The sequence below is a fragment of the Acidovorax sp. GW458-11-26-14-TSB4 genome, from assembly GCF_059423865.1.
In genome coordinates this window covers 1-15,079 of record NZ_JBWKYR010000031.1, presented here as the reverse complement: position 1 = coordinate 15,079, position 15,079 = coordinate 1, and the positions used below count along the sequence as shown (strand labels likewise).

General features: G+C 67.6%; 15 protein-coding genes. 2 read left to right on the top strand and 13 right to left on the bottom strand.

Annotated elements, in window-relative coordinates; all coding sequences use genetic code 11:
* The first annotated feature begins 130 nt into the window (after positions 1-130).
* On the top strand, positions 131-1,117 hold the full coding sequence (corA, locus tag AC07X5_RS30150) for a magnesium/cobalt transporter CorA (RefSeq protein ID WP_494773140.1): 987 nt from the start codon (positions 131-133) through the stop codon (positions 1,115-1,117).
* Between the two features lie 161 nt (positions 1,118-1,278).
* On the opposite strand, the gene AC07X5_RS30145 is transcribed toward corA, so the two are convergent.
* The 12 genes from AC07X5_RS30145 to AC07X5_RS30090 all read right to left on the bottom strand — a co-directional run bounded on the left by AC07X5_RS30145 (position 1,279) and on the right by AC07X5_RS30090 (position 12,619).
* Complete coding sequence (locus tag AC07X5_RS30145) at positions 1,279-2,022, bottom strand: 5'-methylthioadenosine/adenosylhomocysteine nucleosidase (protein ID WP_494773139.1); 744 nt, start codon at positions 2,020-2,022, stop codon at positions 1,279-1,281.
* A 90-nt stretch (positions 2,023-2,112) separates the two neighbouring features.
* Complete coding sequence (locus tag AC07X5_RS30140) at positions 2,113-2,415, bottom strand: hypothetical protein (protein ID WP_494773138.1); 303 nt, start codon at positions 2,413-2,415, stop codon at positions 2,113-2,115.
* Positions 2,382-3,179, bottom strand: a complete 798-nt coding sequence (locus AC07X5_RS30135; RefSeq protein WP_494773137.1) for an RCC1 domain-containing protein — start codon at positions 3,177-3,179, stop codon at positions 2,382-2,384. The genes AC07X5_RS30140 and AC07X5_RS30135 overlap by 34 nt, the downstream gene beginning before the upstream one ends.
* 12 nt (positions 3,180-3,191) lie before the next feature.
* Positions 3,192-4,871, bottom strand: coding sequence for a long-chain-fatty-acid--CoA ligase (locus AC07X5_RS30130; protein WP_494773136.1), 1,680 nt, complete (start codon positions 4,869-4,871; stop codon positions 3,192-3,194).
* 143 nt (positions 4,872-5,014) lie between these two features.
* Positions 5,015-6,439, bottom strand: coding sequence for an NAD(P)(+) transhydrogenase (Re/Si-specific) subunit beta (locus AC07X5_RS30125; RefSeq protein ID WP_494773135.1), 1,425 nt, complete (start codon positions 6,437-6,439; stop codon positions 5,015-5,017).
* A complete protein-coding gene (locus AC07X5_RS30120) occupies positions 6,436-6,765 on the bottom strand; it encodes an NAD(P) transhydrogenase subunit alpha part 2 (RefSeq protein ID WP_494773134.1) in 330 nt (109 codons plus the stop codon). The genes AC07X5_RS30125 and AC07X5_RS30120 overlap by 4 nt, the downstream gene beginning before the upstream one ends.
* 30 nt (positions 6,766-6,795) lie before the next feature.
* Positions 6,796-7,341, bottom strand: coding sequence for a phenylacetic acid degradation protein (locus tag AC07X5_RS30115; RefSeq protein ID WP_494773133.1), 546 nt, complete (start codon positions 7,339-7,341; stop codon positions 6,796-6,798).
* A 21-nt stretch (positions 7,342-7,362) separates the two neighbouring features.
* Positions 7,363-8,073 (bottom strand): hypothetical protein, encoded by a 711-nt coding sequence (locus AC07X5_RS30110; RefSeq protein ID WP_494773132.1) that lies wholly within the window; start codon positions 8,071-8,073, stop codon positions 7,363-7,365.
* The gene (locus AC07X5_RS30105; protein WP_494773131.1) at positions 8,070-9,185 is read right to left on the bottom strand and encodes a Re/Si-specific NAD(P)(+) transhydrogenase subunit alpha; all 1,116 of its coding nucleotides are present in this window, start codon (positions 9,183-9,185) and stop codon (positions 8,070-8,072) included. The genes AC07X5_RS30110 and AC07X5_RS30105 overlap by 4 nt, the downstream gene beginning before the upstream one ends.
* 190 nt (positions 9,186-9,375) lie before the next feature.
* The gene (gene fba / locus AC07X5_RS30100; protein ID WP_494773130.1) at positions 9,376-10,440 is read right to left on the bottom strand and encodes a class II fructose-bisphosphate aldolase; all 1,065 of its coding nucleotides are present in this window, start codon (positions 10,438-10,440) and stop codon (positions 9,376-9,378) included.
* Positions 10,441-10,529: 89 nt separating this feature from the next.
* Positions 10,530-11,909, bottom strand: coding sequence for a histidine kinase dimerization/phospho-acceptor domain-containing protein (locus AC07X5_RS30095; RefSeq protein WP_494773166.1), 1,380 nt, complete (start codon positions 11,907-11,909; stop codon positions 10,530-10,532).
* Positions 11,909-12,619 (bottom strand): response regulator, encoded by a 711-nt coding sequence (locus AC07X5_RS30090; protein ID WP_494773129.1) that lies wholly within the window; start codon positions 12,617-12,619, stop codon positions 11,909-11,911. The genes AC07X5_RS30095 and AC07X5_RS30090 overlap by 1 nt, the downstream gene beginning before the upstream one ends.
* A gap of 89 nt (positions 12,620-12,708) precedes the next feature.
* On the opposite strand from AC07X5_RS30090, the gene AC07X5_RS30085 reads away from it, so the two are divergent.
* Positions 12,709-13,449, top strand: coding sequence for a phosphatase PAP2 family protein (locus tag AC07X5_RS30085; protein WP_494773128.1), 741 nt, complete (start codon positions 12,709-12,711; stop codon positions 13,447-13,449).
* A gap of 13 nt (positions 13,450-13,462) precedes the next feature.
* Here the strand turns inward: AC07X5_RS30085 and pyk are convergent, their stop codons facing one another.
* Entirely contained in the window at positions 13,463-14,899 is a 1,437-nt protein-coding gene (gene pyk / locus AC07X5_RS30080) for a pyruvate kinase (RefSeq protein WP_494773127.1), read from the bottom strand.
* Positions 14,900-15,079 lie beyond the last annotated feature (180 nt).

The following is a 15,079-nucleotide window of genomic DNA, read 5'->3' as shown; positions in this document are numbered from 1 at the left end:
ATTTTTATTACGGAGAAAGCTCCTTGGAAACCTACCCGAGTTGGTAGCTTTCAGCTCCCCGGCCTGCCGTGGGGTTGAAAGCAACCCCTGACCCCCTACCGCAGACGCCAAATACAAAGGGAGTGAGCCCATGCTCAACATCTTTACGCTCGCCAATGGCCGGCTGTTCCAGGAAGAGATCGAGTCCCTGGAAGAGCTCGCCAAGTTCCAGCCGATCTGGGTGGACCTGGAAGCCCCCACGCTCGAAGAGAAACGCTGGATCAAGCAGCACTACGGCCTGTCCATCCCCGAGGATGCGATGGACGAGGACATCGAGGAATCCGCCCGCTTCTACGAGGAAGACAATGGCGAGCTGCACATCCGCAGCGACTTCTTGATCGACGACGATGAGAACCCGCGCTCGGTGCGCGTGGCCTTCATCCTGAACCAGCACAACGCCAACCTCAAGAGCCGGGGCGTGCTGTTCTCCATCCACGACGAGGACGTACCCGTCTTCCGGCTGCTGCGCATGCGGGCGCGCCGCGCGCCCGGCCTCATCGAGGACGCCAAGGAAGTGCTGCTCAAGCTGTTCGATGCGGACGCCGAGTACTCGGCCGACACGCTGGAGAACATCTACGACGAACTCGAATCCGTGAGCAAGCAGGTGCTGGCCGGCGACGTGACCGACACCCGCGCCGGCGAGGTGCTGGCCGCCATCGCACGCCAGGAAGACTTGAACGGCCGCATCCGCCGCAACGTGATGGACACGCGCCGCGCGGTGAGCTTCATGATGCGCAGCAAGATGCTCAACGCCGAGCAGTTCGAGGAGGCGCGCCAGATCCTGCGCGACATCGAATCGCTGGACAACCACACGGCCTTCCTGTTCGACAAGATCAACTTCCTGATGGACGCCACGGTCGGTTTCATCAACATCAACCAGAACAAGATCATCAAGATCTTCTCGGTGGCCAGCGTGGCGCTGCTGCCGCCAACGCTGATCGCCAGCGTGTACGGCATGAACTTCGAGTTCATGCCCGAGCTCAAGTGGACCTACGGTTACGCCTATGGCATCGCACTCATGGTGGCGAGCGCGCTCGGGCCGATGTGGTATTTCCGCAAGCGGGGCTGGTTGAAATAGGCTCCCCCCTGTGGCGCTGCGCGCCTTCCCCCCTGAGGGGGACGCCACCCCTGGACCGGCAAAGCCGGATCCACGGTGGCGCTGGTATTTGCACTTCGGGCGCTGCGCGCCTTCGTGCGATGCGGCGGGGTTCAAGCGAGACAGCGCCTGATGCTATCCGCTCACAGCGTTCGCATCAGGGCCTGGACCATGTGCTCGGCGTAGCGGCTGGCGACGGTCTGGACGAAGTGGGCGAAGTCGGCGTGGGCGGTGTCGTCGGCACGGTCGGAGACCGTGCGGATGGCGGCGAAGGGGATGCTGTAGTCCAGGCAGACCTGGGCCACGGCGGCGCCTTCCATTTCGACGGCGAGCACGGGGTGGCCGGCCTCCTGAAGGGCCTGGCGCAGCTGCTGGGCCTCCGGCGCGCTCGATACGAAGCGGTCGCCGCTGGCCACCAGGCCGTGGTGCACGCGGTGGGCGCCGTCGCCCAGTTCGGGCAGGCGGCCGGCGCCGGACAGGCAGTTGCGGGCCGCGTCCTGCAGCAGGGTGGCCAGGCGCGCGTCGCAGTCGAAGCGCGTGCGCGCATAGCCGGGTACCTCCCAGCGCGGGAACAGGGGCGATGCGTCCATGTCGTGCTGCAGGAAGGCCTGGGCGACCACCACGTCCCCCACGTTCACGCCCTCGGCCAGCCCGCCGGCCACGCCGGTGAAGACGATGCGCGCCACCCCGAAGTGCTCGACCAGCGCCGTGGCCGTGGTCGCGGCCGCCACCTTGCCGATGCCCGAGAGCGCCAGCAGCACGGGCCGGCCGCACAACTCGCCCTTCCAGAAGGAGCGGCCCGCATGGGTAAGGCGCTGGGCGCGCTCGAGCCGGGCGATGAGGCTGGACTGCTCTTCGGGCAAGGCACTGAGGATGGCTGTGGTCATGGCAAGGGAACGGTCGGACGGGCTTTTCTTTTCTTCTTCGCAACGCTCTGGCGGAGCCCCGGGGCCTGCGTGCACCGGGACAGGCGGCAATTATCCAGGCATGCAGACGGCGAAGGAACTGTGGCCTGCGGCTGCCATGGCCAGCACCGTGCCCGGCAGAGACAGGGGAACTGCCTGGCGCAGCAGGTCTTCGTCCGGTTCGCCGTTGCCCAGCGCATGGCGCGCCAGCAGCTCCAGCAGCCCGACCCAGGCGCCATGCATGGAACCATCCACCGTGCGGTAGAGGGCCAGGTGACCGCCCATCCAGGCCTGGCGTACGGCAGCGCCCATGTCCTGCACAGGCACGGGCTCCGGCACCCTCAGCGTGCGCTTGGTGGGCGGCAGAAAGCCCACGCCGTCCTGGGCTTTGCCCCAGCCCCAGGCGCTGCCGTCCTCCTGCACGGCCAGCGCGCAGAAGCTGCCAGCCGCCAGGAGCGCACCGCGCTCAGGCCAGTGATGCGCCCGGGTACATGGTCGTTGCGCCGCTTGCCGTGGCCAAGTTCGCCTTCGCAGCCGTTGCCCCAGCTCCAGGCCTGGCCGGTGGTGTCGATGGCGTAGGCCGCCAGCCCCTCGGGGTGGACGTGCACGCTGCGCAGGGCCGGCAGTCCTGGCACGCGCACGGGCGCCCAGTGCACGGGCGTCTCGATCTGGTTCTTCGGCCAGGGGTGGCCGGTGCCGATGCCCGCGCCCCAGGCCCAGAGCTGGCCCTCGGCATCGAGCGCATAGCCGTTGTCATTGCCCAGGGCGATCCGCCCGATGGGCGGAAGGCCAGGCAACGGGGCGGGCGGACATGCGCCTTGCAGCACGATGGCTGCGGGGTCCGCAGGATCCGGCTCCAGCATGCGGTGGCGCCGCCGGCGCAGCAACGTGGGCGGCCAGATGGGCTGTGCGCCGGCCGGCTGCGCCCCGCGCCCGAGCATGCCCTGGTGGTTCCAGCCCCAGCTCCAGACACTACCTTTGCCATCGAGTGCCAGCACGGCACCTGCGGGGCTGGCGCAGACCGCCTGCACGGGCGGCAGGCCCTCCACCGGCAAGGGGGCCAGCCGGTCCTCGCCGGGGCCGGCACCTGCCTGGCCCAGGTGGTTGGCGCCCCAGGCGTAGAGCGTGCCCAGCGGCATGGCGCCGCCGTCTTACTTCTTGTCGCGCAGCTCGCGGCGCAGGATCTTGCCCACCGGGGTCTTGGGCAGTTCAGTGCGGAACTCGATCACGCGTGGCTGCTTGTAGCCCGTGAGGTTGGCCTTGCAGTATTCCTTCACCTGGGCTTCGGTGAGGCCGGGGTCCTTCTTCACGATGACCAGCTTGACGGCCTCGCCTGTCTTCTCGTCGGGCACGCCGACCACCGCGCATTCGAGCACGCCAGGGCAGTTGGCGACCACTTCCTCGACCTCGTTGGGGTAGACGTTGAAGCCGCTGACGAGCACCATGTCCTTCTTGCGGTCCACGATCTTGAAGTAGCCGCGCTCATCCATGATGCCGATGTCGCCAGACTTGAAGTAGCCGTCCTCGGTCATGACCTTGGCGGTCTCGTCGGGGCGCTGCCAGTAGCCGGCCATGACCTGCGGGCCCTTGATGGCGATCTCGCCGGGCTGGCCCAGGGTGGTGACTTCGTGGCCTTCGTCGTCGAGCAGCTTCATCATGGTGCCGGGGATCGGCACACCGATGGTGCCGGTGTACTCCTTGGCCGTCACGGGGTTGCAGCTGGCCGAGGGGCTGGTCTCCGACAGGCCGTAGCCTTCGCAGATGGGGCACCCGGTCTTCTCCAGCCAGAGCTTGGCCACGGCGCCCTGCACGGCCATGCCGCCGCCCACCGAGACCTTGAGGTTCTTCCAGTTGACGGTATTGAAGTCCGGGTGGTTGGCCAGGCCGTTGAACAGCGTGTTCACCGCCGGGAAGCTGTGGAAGGTGTGCTTGGACAGTTCCTTGAGCACCGCCGGCAGGTCGCGCGGATTCGGGATCAGGATGGTCTTGCCGCCCGTGCGCATGGACAGCATCATGTTCACGGTGAACGCGAAGATGTGGTACAGCGGCAGCGCGCAGACGCTGGTGGGCTGCTCGCCCGAGGGGACCTTGGCCATCACGGGCGCGTTCCAGGCCTCGGACTGCAGCACGTTGGCGATCACATTGCGATGCAGGAGCACCGCGCCCTTGCTCACGCCGGTGGTGCCGCCGGTGTACTGCAGCAGGGCGATGTCGTCGGAGCGGATGTCGGGCTTCTTGAAGCTGCCGCGCGTGCCCTTGGCCACCGCGTCGTTGAAGCGCACAGCGCCAGGCAGGTCGTAGGCGGGCACCATCTTCTTGACGTTGCGCACCACGTAGTTGACCAGCGTGCCCTTGAGCAGGCCCAGCTGGTCGCCCATGGCCGCCAGCACCACGTGCTTGACGGGGGTGTTGGCGATGCACTGCTGCAGCGTGGTGGCGAAGTTCTCGATGATGACGATGGCCTTGGCCCCCGAGTCCTTGAGCTGGTGCTCCAGTTCGCGCGGGGTGTACAGCGGGTTCACGTTGACCACGACGAAGCCGGCGCGCAGGATGCCGGCCACGGCCACGGGGTACTGCGGCACATTGGGCATCATGATGGCCACACGGTCGCCCTTGACCAGGCCCAGGCCCTGCAGGTAGGCGGCGAAGGCGGCGCTCAGCGAATCGGTCTGGGCATAGCTCACGTCCTTGCCCATGAAGCTGTAGGCCACGCGGCTGGCGTACTTGGTGAACGCCTCGTCCATCAGCGCCACCAGGGAGGGGTACTGCGAGGTATCGATATCGGCGGGAACGCCTTGCGGATAGGCGGACAACCAGGGACGGTCGGTCATGATGCGTGTCTCTCCAAACTTCTCGTTGCAATGGAACCCCGGCATTGTCTCTGCCGGTGGTGGCTCCGTGGGTGCTTAGTTTCCCCTAGGCGACAGCGCTGTTGCCGTAGCGTCCGAAGGGTCTTACTCCGCGGGGAAAAGGTCTACTCGATGGCCTTGCCGATGTCCTCGACGACCTTCTTGGCATCGCCGAAGACCATCATGGTCTTGTCCATGTAGAACAGCTCGTTGTCCAGGCCGGCATAGCCTGCCGCCATGGAGCGCTTGTTCACGATCACGGTCTTGGCCTTGTAGGCCTCCAGGATGGGCATGCCATAGATGGGGCTGCCCTTGGTGTGCGCGGCGGGGTTCACCACGTCGTTGGCGCCCAGGATGATGGCCACGTCGGCCTGGCCGAACTCGCCGTTGATGTCTTCCATCTCGAACACCTGATCGTAGGGTACTTCGGCCTCGGCCAGCAGCACGTTCATGTGGCCGGGCATGCGGCCCGCCACCGGGTGAATGGCGTACTTCACCGTCACACCCTTCTCGGTGAGCTTGGCCGCCAGCTCCTTGACCGCGTGCTGGGCGCGCGCCACGGCCAGGCCGTAGCCGGGCACGATGACCACGGTCTCGGCATTGCCGAGCACGAATGCCGCGTCATCCGAACTGCCGCTCTTGACCGGCCGCTGCTCCTTGGCCCCGGATGCAGCGGTGGCCGCGTCACCGCCGAAGCCGCCCAGGATCACGTTGAAGAACGAGCGGTTCATGGCTTTGCACATGATGTAGCTCAGAATCGCGCCCGAGCTGCCCACCAGCGAGCCGGCGATGATCAGCATCGAGTTGTTGAGCGAGAAGCCGATGCCCGCAGCCGCCCAGCCCGAGTAGCTGTTGAGCATGGAGACCACCACCGGCATGTCGGCCCCGCCGATGGGGATGATGATCAGCACGCCGAGGATGAAGCCGAGCGCGATCACCAGCACGATGTCGATCCAGCTTTGCGAGTGCCAGAAGCCGAAGCAGAAGAACAGCACGGCCAGGCCCAGCACCAGGTTGAGCTTGTGCTGGCCGGGGAACTGCACGGGCGCACCCTGGAACAGGCGGAACTTGTACTTGCCCGAGAGCTTGCCGAAGGCGATCACCGATCCACTGAAGGTCACTGCGCCGATGAAGGCACCCAGCGCCAGCTCGATGCGGTTGCCGCCGGGAATCGGCGCATCCTTGGGCACGATGGCAAAGGCCCAGGGCTCGGCCACCACGGCCACCGCGATGCACACCGCGGCCAGGCCGATCATGCTGTGCATGAAGGCCACGAGCTCGGGCATCTTGGTCATCTCGACCCGGTTGGCCATGAGGGCACCGGCCGCGCCGCCCACCACCAGGGCGCCCAGCACATAGGCCAGGCCCTCTGGCTTGCCGCCCGATAAGGTCCAGATCAGCGCCGCCGTGGTGAACACGGCAATCGCCATGCCGGTCATGCCGAAGATGTTGCCGCGGATCGACGTGGTGGGGTGCGAGAGCCCTTTGAGCGCCTGGATGAAGCAGACGCTGGCCACCAGGTACAGCAGCGTGACAAGGTTCATGCTCATGCCTGGCCTCCTTCGGCCTTGGGCGCGGCGGCCTTCCTGTCCTTCTTCTTGAACATCTCCAGCATGCGGCGCGTCACGAGGAAACCGCCGAACACGTTGACCGCGGCCAGCGCCACGGCGATCACGCCCATGCTCTTGCCCAGCGTGGTCTCGGTGAGCGCGGCGGCCAGCATGGCCCCCACGATGACGATGGCAGAGATGGCGTTGGTCACCGCCATCAGCGGCGTGTGCAGCGCGGGGGTCACCGTCCAGACCACGTGGTAGCCGACATAGATGGCCAGCACGAAGATGATCAGGTTGATGAGGGTGGGAGAGACGGCATCCATGGAAATGTGTCCTTCTTTCTTCAATTGGCGTTAGGTTCCGGCAGACCAGGGGCCCTTGGCGGCGTTCTTCTTGGCGAAATAGGCATCCACAGCGTCGATCAGCTGTTGCTGGGCCGGGTTGATGGGCGGCTCGATCAGAGCGGCCGATCGCATCACGGTCTTGAGCGTTTGCACGTGGTAATCGGTGAACTTGTCGGCGCTGCGCGCGAGTACCTCGGGCAGCTCGGTGAGCGCAAGCGCGCGGTTGCGCAGCAGGTGTGCGCTGGCCACCCAGAGGCTGCCGGCATCGCCTTCGGTCAGCGCCAGGTGCTCGCGCAGCAGCGCCTGCACGCCGGTCTTCTGCTGCACGGTGATGGCGCCCGTGGTCTGCACCGTGGCCAGGGCCAGCACGGCGACCACGTCCACCGGATGGTCGAGCGCGTAGAGCGGTGGCGTGGTGACCTTTTTCCGCCAGGCGCGCCGGTGGAAGAAGGTCAGCGGGTTGAGCCAGCCCACATCGATGCCGAAGCGCCGCAGGGCCTCCATGGCCATGGTGAAGGTGATGACCAGGCCCAGGATTTGCAAAATGATCCCCATGTTCCGTGCCTTCCTTGATTTTTACTGCGGCAGTGCGGCGGGGAACGGCGGCACGGCCAGGAATCCATCGAGCATGCCGACGCTCACGCGCACGGCACGCGCCATCTGCTGGCTCCAGTCCTCGGCCGGCAGGCCTGCGCGCAGGTAGTCGGGCGTGTTGACGGCGGGCAGCTTCAGCAGGCGCAGGTCCACCAGGGCATCCACCTCGATGTAGGCGCCGCCCTCGGTGGCGTAGCGGTAGTTCACGTGCGAGTGCGGCTGTGCGAGTGCCACGCCGCGCTCGCCGATCCAGCGCACCAGGCCGGGGTGGGCCTTGTCCAGGAAGCGGTCGCTGGTGTGGGCCCAGCGCTTGAAGCGCAGGCAATCCACGCGCAGCGGGCTGCCGGCGGCGGCGTCCCGCACCCACAGGCCCTGCTCCTGCGGGCAGGAGGCGGTCCACAGCGTGCGATCGCGCGGATCGCTGCGCTGGTGGGATTGCACCAGCATGACGGCCAGCACTTCGTTGCGTGCTCCGCGCAAGGCCACGGCACGGGTCTGCAGGGGCACGCTGGCCGGCGGTGGCAGCGCCGACAGGGTTTCGCTGAAGCTGCCCAGGTCTTCCCAGGCGGGGGATGGCAGCACCACGCGCGTGCGCCCGGCGCTGAATTCGGCCGGGCCGGCGGGCATGGGAGCGCATGCAGCCAGGACCGCCGTCGCGCCCATCGCGGCCAGCAGGCGGGGGAGCGCCCTCATGCGCGCTTCACCGTGCCTTCGTGGGCCATCAGGCAGGCGGCCACGATATCGTCCTGCAGGTCCATGTGCAGGGCACCTTCCTTGTTGACGATGAGCTTGAGGAAGTCGAGCACGTTGCGTGCATAGAGCGAAGAGGCATCGGCCGCCACCAGGGCCGGCAGGTTGGTCTCCCCTACCAGCGTCACGCCGTGCTTGACCACGGTCTGGCCGGGTTCGGTGAGCGGGCAGTTGCCGCCCTGGGGCGCAGCGAGGTCGACGATCACCGAGCCGGCCTTCATCGACCTTACCATGTCTTCGGTCACCAGCACCGGGGCCGGGCGGCCGGGAATCAAGGCGGTGGTGATGACCACGTCGGCCTGCGCGACGCGCTTGGCGACTTCGGCCTTCTGCCGGTCCAGCCAGCTTTGCGGCATGGGGCGGGCATAGCCGCCCACGCCTTCAGCGGCGTCCTTTTCTTCCTGCGTCTCGTAGGGCACGTCGATGAACTTGGCGCCCAGCGACTCGACCTGTTCCTTGACGCTGGGGCGCACGTCCGAGGCCTCGATCACCGCGCCCAGGCGCTTGGCCGTGGCGATGGCCTGCAGGCCGGCCACGCCCACGCCCAGGATCACCACGCGCGCGGCCTTCACGGTGCCGGCGGCCGTCATGAGCATGGGGAAGAACCGCTGGTAGCGGTCGGCGGCGATCATCACGGCCTTGTAGCCGGCGATGTTGGCCTGGGAGGACAGCACGTCCATGCTTTGCGCACGGGTGGTGCGGGGGGCGGCTTCCAGGGCATAGGCCGTCACGCCGGCCGTCGCCAGGCGCTGCAGGCCGGCGGCGTCAAAGGGGTTGAGCATGCCGACCAGCGTGCTGCCTGCGCGCAGGCGCGGCGTCTCGGCTTCGGACGGGCAGCGCACCTTGAGCAGCAGGTCGGCGCCCCAGGCGCCCGCGGCATCAGTGATCTCGGCACCGGCGGCCTCGTAGGCGGCGTCGGTGACGCTGGCGGCAATGCCGGCGCCGGCCTCGATGCGCAGGGTATGGCCCTGGGCCTTGAGTTTCTTGACCGTCTCGGGCGTCACCGCGACCCGGGTCTCTCCGGCCATGGACTCTGCAGGCACACCAATCAGCATGTCGTCTCCTTGCTCAGGGGTAAGGTCAGTGGAATTACTTACTTGCTGACCATGAGCTTACATGAAGAAACTTTGATGCCTGGCGCTTTCTCCTGATGTAGAGGCAACTCCCCATCGCAAAGGAGACACTTCGGCAAGAAAAAAGCCCGCGAGCACAGGGCTGGCGGGCTTTGCCGGAGGCGGAGCCGGGTCAGTGCACGACCTGGGCCAGCGTGCCGGCTGCGTACTGCTGGGCCACCTGCTGCAGGCTCAGGCCCTTGATCTTGCTGCCCTGGCCTTCGCAGCCGAATTCGAGGTAGCGCGCCTTGCAGACCTGCTTGGCAGCCTCGCGCGCGGGCTTGAGCCATTCGCGCGCGTCGAACTTGTCGGGGTTCTCGGCCAGGAACTTGCGCACCGCGCCGGTCATGGCCAGACGGATGTCGGTGTCGATGTTGATCTTGCGCACGCCGTACTTGATGGCTTCCTGGATCTCCTCGACGGGCACGCCGTAGGTTTCCTTCATCTTGCCGCCGTACTGGTTGATCACCGCCAGCAGCTCGGCGGGCACCGAGGAGGAGCCATGCATCACCAGGTGGGTGTTGGGAATGCGCTGGTGGATTTCCTTGACGCGGCTGATGGCCAGGATGTCGCCCGTGGGCTTGCGGCTGAACTTGTAGGCGCCATGGCTGGTGCCGATGGCAATCGCCAGGGCGTCGAGCTGGGTGGCCTTGACGAACACGGCAGCTTCCTCGGGGTCGGTCAGCATCTGGCTGTGGTCGAGCTTGCCCTCGGCGCCGATGCCGTCTTCCTCGCCGGCCTCGCCGGTTTCCAGGTTGCCCAGGCAGCCCAGTTCACCTTCGACCGTGACGCCGACCTTGTGCGCCATCTCCACGACCTTGCGCGTCACATCCACGTTGTAGTCGAAGGAGGCAGGGGTCTTGCCGTCTTCCATCAGCGAGCCGTCCATCATCACCGAGCCGAAGCCCAGGTCGATGGCGCCCGAACAGACCTTGGGCGAGGTGCCATGGTCCTGGTGCATCACCAGCGGGATGTGGGGGAAGGCCTCGACGGCGGCCTGGATCAGGTGCTTGATGAAGGGCTCGCCGGCGTACTTGCGGGCGCCGGCACTGGCCTGCAGGATCACCGGTGCGCCCACCTCGTCGGCAGCCGCCATCACGGCCTGGACCTGTTCCAGGTTGTTGACGTTGAAGGCAGGGATGCCGTAGCTGTTGGCTGCGGCGTGGTCGAGCAGTTCGCGCATCGAGACGAGGGGCATGGTCGTGAGGTCCGTACAGGGGTTGATGGGGTGCCGGGCGCCCGGTGGCAGGCGCAGCGCGGTCGGTAACCGCTTGGTAACCGGTGATTTTACCCGGCCCCCGCCAGAGGGGTTGTAGGAAATTCCAGCCGGTAGCAGGTGGTAAACGGGGCGGGGGCGGGCGCCGCCTCGAAACGGCCGCCATGGGCCTCGGCCACCCGGCGCACGATCTCGTGCCCCAGGTGCAGGCTGTCCACCGGCACCGGGAGGCCGTGGCCATCCGCTTCGCGCCTGCCGTCGTCGCAGACCTGCAGCCAGGCCGTGCCACCGCCGTCCCAGCCCATCTGCACGGCGATTTGGGTGCCTTCCGGGGTGTGCTTGAGGGCGTTTTCTATCAGATTGCGCAGCGCCAGGTCCAGCAGCACGGCATGGCCCGCCATGGCCATCCGCTCAGGCCCGGCCAGCGCGATCTCGTCGCCGCGCTGCCAGGCGGCCTGGGCGTAGTCGGCGCAGACCGCGCGGCCGATGGCCGCCAGGTCCAGCGGCGCCTTGGCCTCGTGCAGCTCGGCCCGGCTGGTGCGCGCCAGGGCCAGCAGTTGGTTGAGCACATGGCCGGCGCGCAGCGCGTCCTGGCCGATGCGGGCCACCGCCTGGGCCTGGGCCTCGATGTCCAGCCCCTTGTCGAGCGCGCTGGCCTGCAATGCAATCGACGACAGGGGCGTGCGCAGTTCGTGCGCCACCTCGTTGGCGAGGCGGCGCTCGCGTGCCATGGCGGCCTGCTGGCGCTCCAGCAGCGTGTTGATGGACGCCACCACCGACTCGAACTCGCTCCAGGCGCGCCGGGCGGTCAGCCGCTCGGCGCTGGCCGGGTCGAGCGCGGCCACGTCGCGCGACAGCTCGTACAAGGGGCGCAGCCCCCGCCACAGCGCCAGGCCCAGCGCCAGGGCCACGACGGGCAGCAGCCACAGGCCGGGCTCCACCATCTGCTCGGCGATGTCCTCGGCCAGGTCGTCGCGCTCACCCAGTTCCAGCAGCACCACCACCTTGCGGCTGCGGTCGGCCGACCACTGGGAAAAGCTGCGCCACACCGTCGCCTTGGGGCCCAGCGTGAGGTTGGAAAAGCCTTCGGCCGCACTGAAGGCGGGCAGGGGAGCACTGCCAGTGTGTGCCAGCAGGCGGCCCTGGGCGTCCCACTGCACCACGCTCAGCGACTGCTGGTAGTCGTGCGCCTTGAGCCAGGGCATAGCGGCCCGCTGGGTGGTGTTCTCCACATCCACCGACTCGGACGCGCGCAGGTTGAGCAGCAGCGCCGCGACGCTGGCCAGGTGGCCGTCGGTCAGTTCGTCGGCCTCGTGGATGCCGGTCTGGTAGCCCAGGTAGACAAAGCTGGCCCACACCAGGGCCAGGGCTCCCAGCGACCACAGCAGCAGCTGTCGGGTGAGCGAGGAGCTGCCGGCCACGCGCAGCAGGCGCCGGCCCCAGGCCTTCATCATCCGGTTTTCTCCTGCGGCATGAAATAGCCCACGCCGCGCATGGTCTGGATGCAGGCGCTGCCCAGCTTGCGGCGCAGGTGGTGGATGTAGACCTCGATGGCATTGCTCTCGATGGCCACGTCCCAGCTGTACAGGCGCTCTTCGATCTGCTGGCGCGAGAGCACGCGGCCACGTGCATCCATCAGCACCCAGAGCACCGAGAACTCGCGCGGCGACATCTCCACCGCTTGCCCGGCCTGGAGCACCGTGCGCGCCCCGGGGTCCAGCTCGATGTCGCCGTGGCGCAGCGTGGGGGTGGCGCGGCCGGTGGCACGGCGCAGCAGGGCGCGCAGCCGGGCTTCGAGCTCATCGACGTTGAAGGGCTTGACCAGGTAGTCGTCGGCCCCCAGGTCCAGCCCGGCGATGCGCTCGGTCACGTGGTCGCGCGCCGTGAGGATCAGCACCGGCGTAGCCGGGTCCGGGAGCACCACTGCGACCTGAACCCCGGCGGTGGCGACCGGACTGGCGCGCAGGCGGCGCAGCACTTCGCTGCCGTCGCCGTCCTTCAGGCCCAGGTCCAGCAGCACGGCATCGAAGCGCTCGGCGCGCAGGGCCGCCCAGGCGCCCGCCACGCCATCGCACACATCGACCGCATAGCCGCGCTGCTGCAGGTTGGTCCGCAGGCCACTGGCAATGCCGGCATCGTCTTCCACGACAAGGATTCGCATGCGCGCATTGTGGCAGTCCCGCGCAGCCTGCGCCCAGACCACCGCAGGGGTTTAAGACGGCCTTAAGAGCGGATTCCTATCGTCGCCCCATGCGCCTGCCTTCCTCGCCCCTTGACCCCGCCCTCCCCCCGTTCTCCGCACAGCGGCGCATCGCGGCCTGGACACTGGCCTGCCTGGCCCTCGTGGTGCTGTGGGACTTTCTGGGCCAGGACCGGTCGCTGGCCCGCGCCTTTGGCGATGCCTCGGGATTTCCGATGCGCGACCAGTGGTTCTTCGTGCACGTTGCGCACGAAGGGGCGCGACGGGTGGGCTGGCTGCTCGTCTTGCTGCTGGCACTCGGCGTGTGGTGGCCCCTGGGCCCGCTGCGCCGCCTGGACATGGGTGAGCGCCTGCAGTGGGTGGCGAGTGCGCTGCTCGCACTGGCCGCGGTGGGCATCGCCAAGAACCTGAGCAGCACCAGTTGCCCCTGGGACCTGGCCGAATTCGGCGGCGTGGCGCGCTATGCCTCGCACTGGGCCTGGGGCCTGGTGGATGGCGGCGGCGGCAGGTGCTTCCCCGCCGGCCATGCCTCGGCCGGCTTCGCCTTCGTCGGGGGCTGGTTCGCCCTGCGGCGCTCGCAGCCGCAGGCGGCGTGGGCCTGCCTGGCGGCTTCGCTGGCGGGGGGTTTGCTGCTGGGCCTGGCCCAGCAGGCGCGGGGCGCGCATTTCATGAGCCACACTCTGTGGTCAGGCTGGCTGTGCTGGACCGTCGCCTGGATGTGCGACCTTTCCGCACGTGTGCTGCGGGACCGCATGGCCCGGACGCCGGGCACTGCGGCCCCCGCGGCCTGAGCACCCCCCGGGATCAGCCTGCGCGGCAGATCTTGAGCATGTTGGTGCCGCCGGGCGCGCCCATGGGTTCGCCGCAGGTGATGGCGTAGACGTCGCCCTTTTGCACGATGTTGCGCGTCTTGAGGTGGCCTTCGGCCTGCTCCAGCGCCGTGTCGCGGTCGGCGCTGGTGTCCATGAGCAGCGGGCGCACATTGCGGTACATGGCCATCTTGCGCTGCGTGGCCACCTTGGGGGTGAGCGCATAGATCGGGATGTGGATGCGGTGGCGGCTCATCCACAGCGCCGTGGCGCCGCTGTCGGTCATGGCCACGATGGCCTTGGCGCCCAGGTGGTGCGCCGTGAACAGCGCGCCCATGGCGATGGACTGGTCGATGCGGCCAAAGGTCTGGCCCGTGAAATCGGCATCGAGGGGGTGGTCCTCGGCGGCCTCGGCGGCGGCGCAGATGGTGGCCATTTCCATCACGGTTTCGAGCGGGTACTTGCCCGCCGCCGTCTCGGCACTGAGCATCACGGCATCGGTGCCGTCGAGCACGGCATTGGCCACGTCGCTAACCTCGGCGCGCGTGGGCACGGGGTTGGTGATCATGCTCTCCATCATCTGCGTGGCGGTGATGACGACCTTGTCCAGGTCGCGCGCCATGCGGATCATCTTCTTTTGCAGCGCTGGCACGGCGGCATTGCCCACTTCCACGGCCAGGTCGCCACGCGCGACCATGATGCCGTCGCTCACGCGCAGGATGGCTTCGAGGTGCGGAATCGCCTCGGCGCGCTCGATCTTGGCGATCAGGCCCGGCTTGTGGCGGAACTCGGACGCCGCCACGTTGCACAGCTGGCGCGCCATCTCCATGTCGGTCGCGTTCTTCGGAAAACTCACCGCCACGTAGTCGGCCTGGAAGCTCATCGCGGTGCGGATGTCCTCCATGTCCTTGGCCGTGAGCGCGGGTGCCGTGAGGCCGCCGCCCTGCTTGTTGATGCCCTTGTTGTTGGACAGCTCGCCACCCAGCTTGACGGTGGTGTGCACCTCTTCACCCCGCACGGCGTCCACGGTGAGCACGATGAGGCCATCGTTGAGCAGCAGCACGTCGCCGGCCTTCACGTCGCGCGGCAGTTCCTTGTAGTCGAGCCCCACGCCGTTGATGTCACCCGGTTCGGTGCGCGAGGCATCAAGCACGAATTTCTCACCCGGCACCAGTTGCACCTTGCCCTCGGCGAACTTGCCGACGCGGATCTTGGGGCCCTGCAGGTCGGCCATGATGGCCACTTCGCGGCCGGCGCGCTGCGCGGCGGCGCGCACCGTGGTGGCGCGGTCGATGTGGTCCTGCGCCTTGCCGTGGCTGAAGTTCAGGCGCACCACATTGACGCCTGCACGGATCATGGCCTCCAGCAGTTGCGGGTCGCTCGATGCGGGACCCAGGGTGGCAACGATCTTGGTGGCGCGGCGGATTTGCATGGGCTTGTCTCTGCGGGTTATGTAATTGAATTTCAATTTTCACACGAAACCAGTTACATGCGGATTACCACCTGATCGGCAGGCCCATCCACCCACCAGCCATTATTTCCAAAACTGGAACAGTCAATTCGCGACTGGCTGGTTTTTCTCTGAACACGTGCGGCGTACAGTTCAACCCAT

Bases quoted from the DNA above. Each gene is read 5' to 3' on its own strand.
- AC07X5_RS30115 (WP_494773133.1), bottom strand. From the start codon at position 7,341: ATGGGGATCATTTTGCAAATCCTGGGCCTGGTCATCACCTTCACCATG.
- AC07X5_RS30110 (WP_494773132.1), bottom strand. From the start codon at position 8,073: ATGAGGGCGCTCCCCCGCCTGCTGGCCGCGATGGGCGCGACGGCGGTC.
- fba (WP_494773130.1), bottom strand. From the start codon at position 10,440: ATGCCCCTCGTCTCGATGCGCGAACTGCTCGACCACGCCGCAGCCAAC.
- AC07X5_RS30135 (WP_494773137.1), bottom strand. From the start codon at position 3,179: ATGCCGCTGGGCACGCTCTACGCCTGGGGCGCCAACCACCTGGGCCAG.
- corA (WP_494773140.1), top strand. From the start codon at position 131: ATGCTCAACATCTTTACGCTCGCCAATGGCCGGCTGTTCCAGGAAGAG.
- AC07X5_RS30130 (WP_494773136.1), bottom strand. From the start codon at position 4,871: ATGACCGACCGTCCCTGGTTGTCCGCCTATCCGCAAGGCGTTCCCGCC.
- AC07X5_RS30125 (WP_494773135.1), bottom strand. From the start codon at position 6,439: ATGAGCATGAACCTTGTCACGCTGCTGTACCTGGTGGCCAGCGTCTGC.
- AC07X5_RS30120 (WP_494773134.1), bottom strand. From the start codon at position 6,765: ATGGATGCCGTCTCTCCCACCCTCATCAACCTGATCATCTTCGTGCTG.
- AC07X5_RS30105 (WP_494773131.1), bottom strand. From the start codon at position 9,185: ATGCTGATTGGTGTGCCTGCAGAGTCCATGGCCGGAGAGACCCGGGTC.
- AC07X5_RS30090 (WP_494773129.1), bottom strand. From the start codon at position 12,619: ATGCGAATCCTTGTCGTGGAAGACGATGCCGGCATTGCCAGTGGCCTG.
- AC07X5_RS30085 (WP_494773128.1), top strand. From the start codon at position 12,709: ATGCGCCTGCCTTCCTCGCCCCTTGACCCCGCCCTCCCCCCGTTCTCC.
- AC07X5_RS30145 (WP_494773139.1), bottom strand. From the start codon at position 2,022: ATGACCACAGCCATCCTCAGTGCCTTGCCCGAAGAGCAGTCCAGCCTC.
- pyk (WP_494773127.1), bottom strand. From the start codon at position 14,899: ATGCAAATCCGCCGCGCCACCAAGATCGTTGCCACCCTGGGTCCCGCA.
- AC07X5_RS30095 (WP_494773166.1), bottom strand. From the start codon at position 11,909: ATGAAGGCCTGGGGCCGGCGCCTGCTGCGCGTGGCCGGCAGCTCCTCG.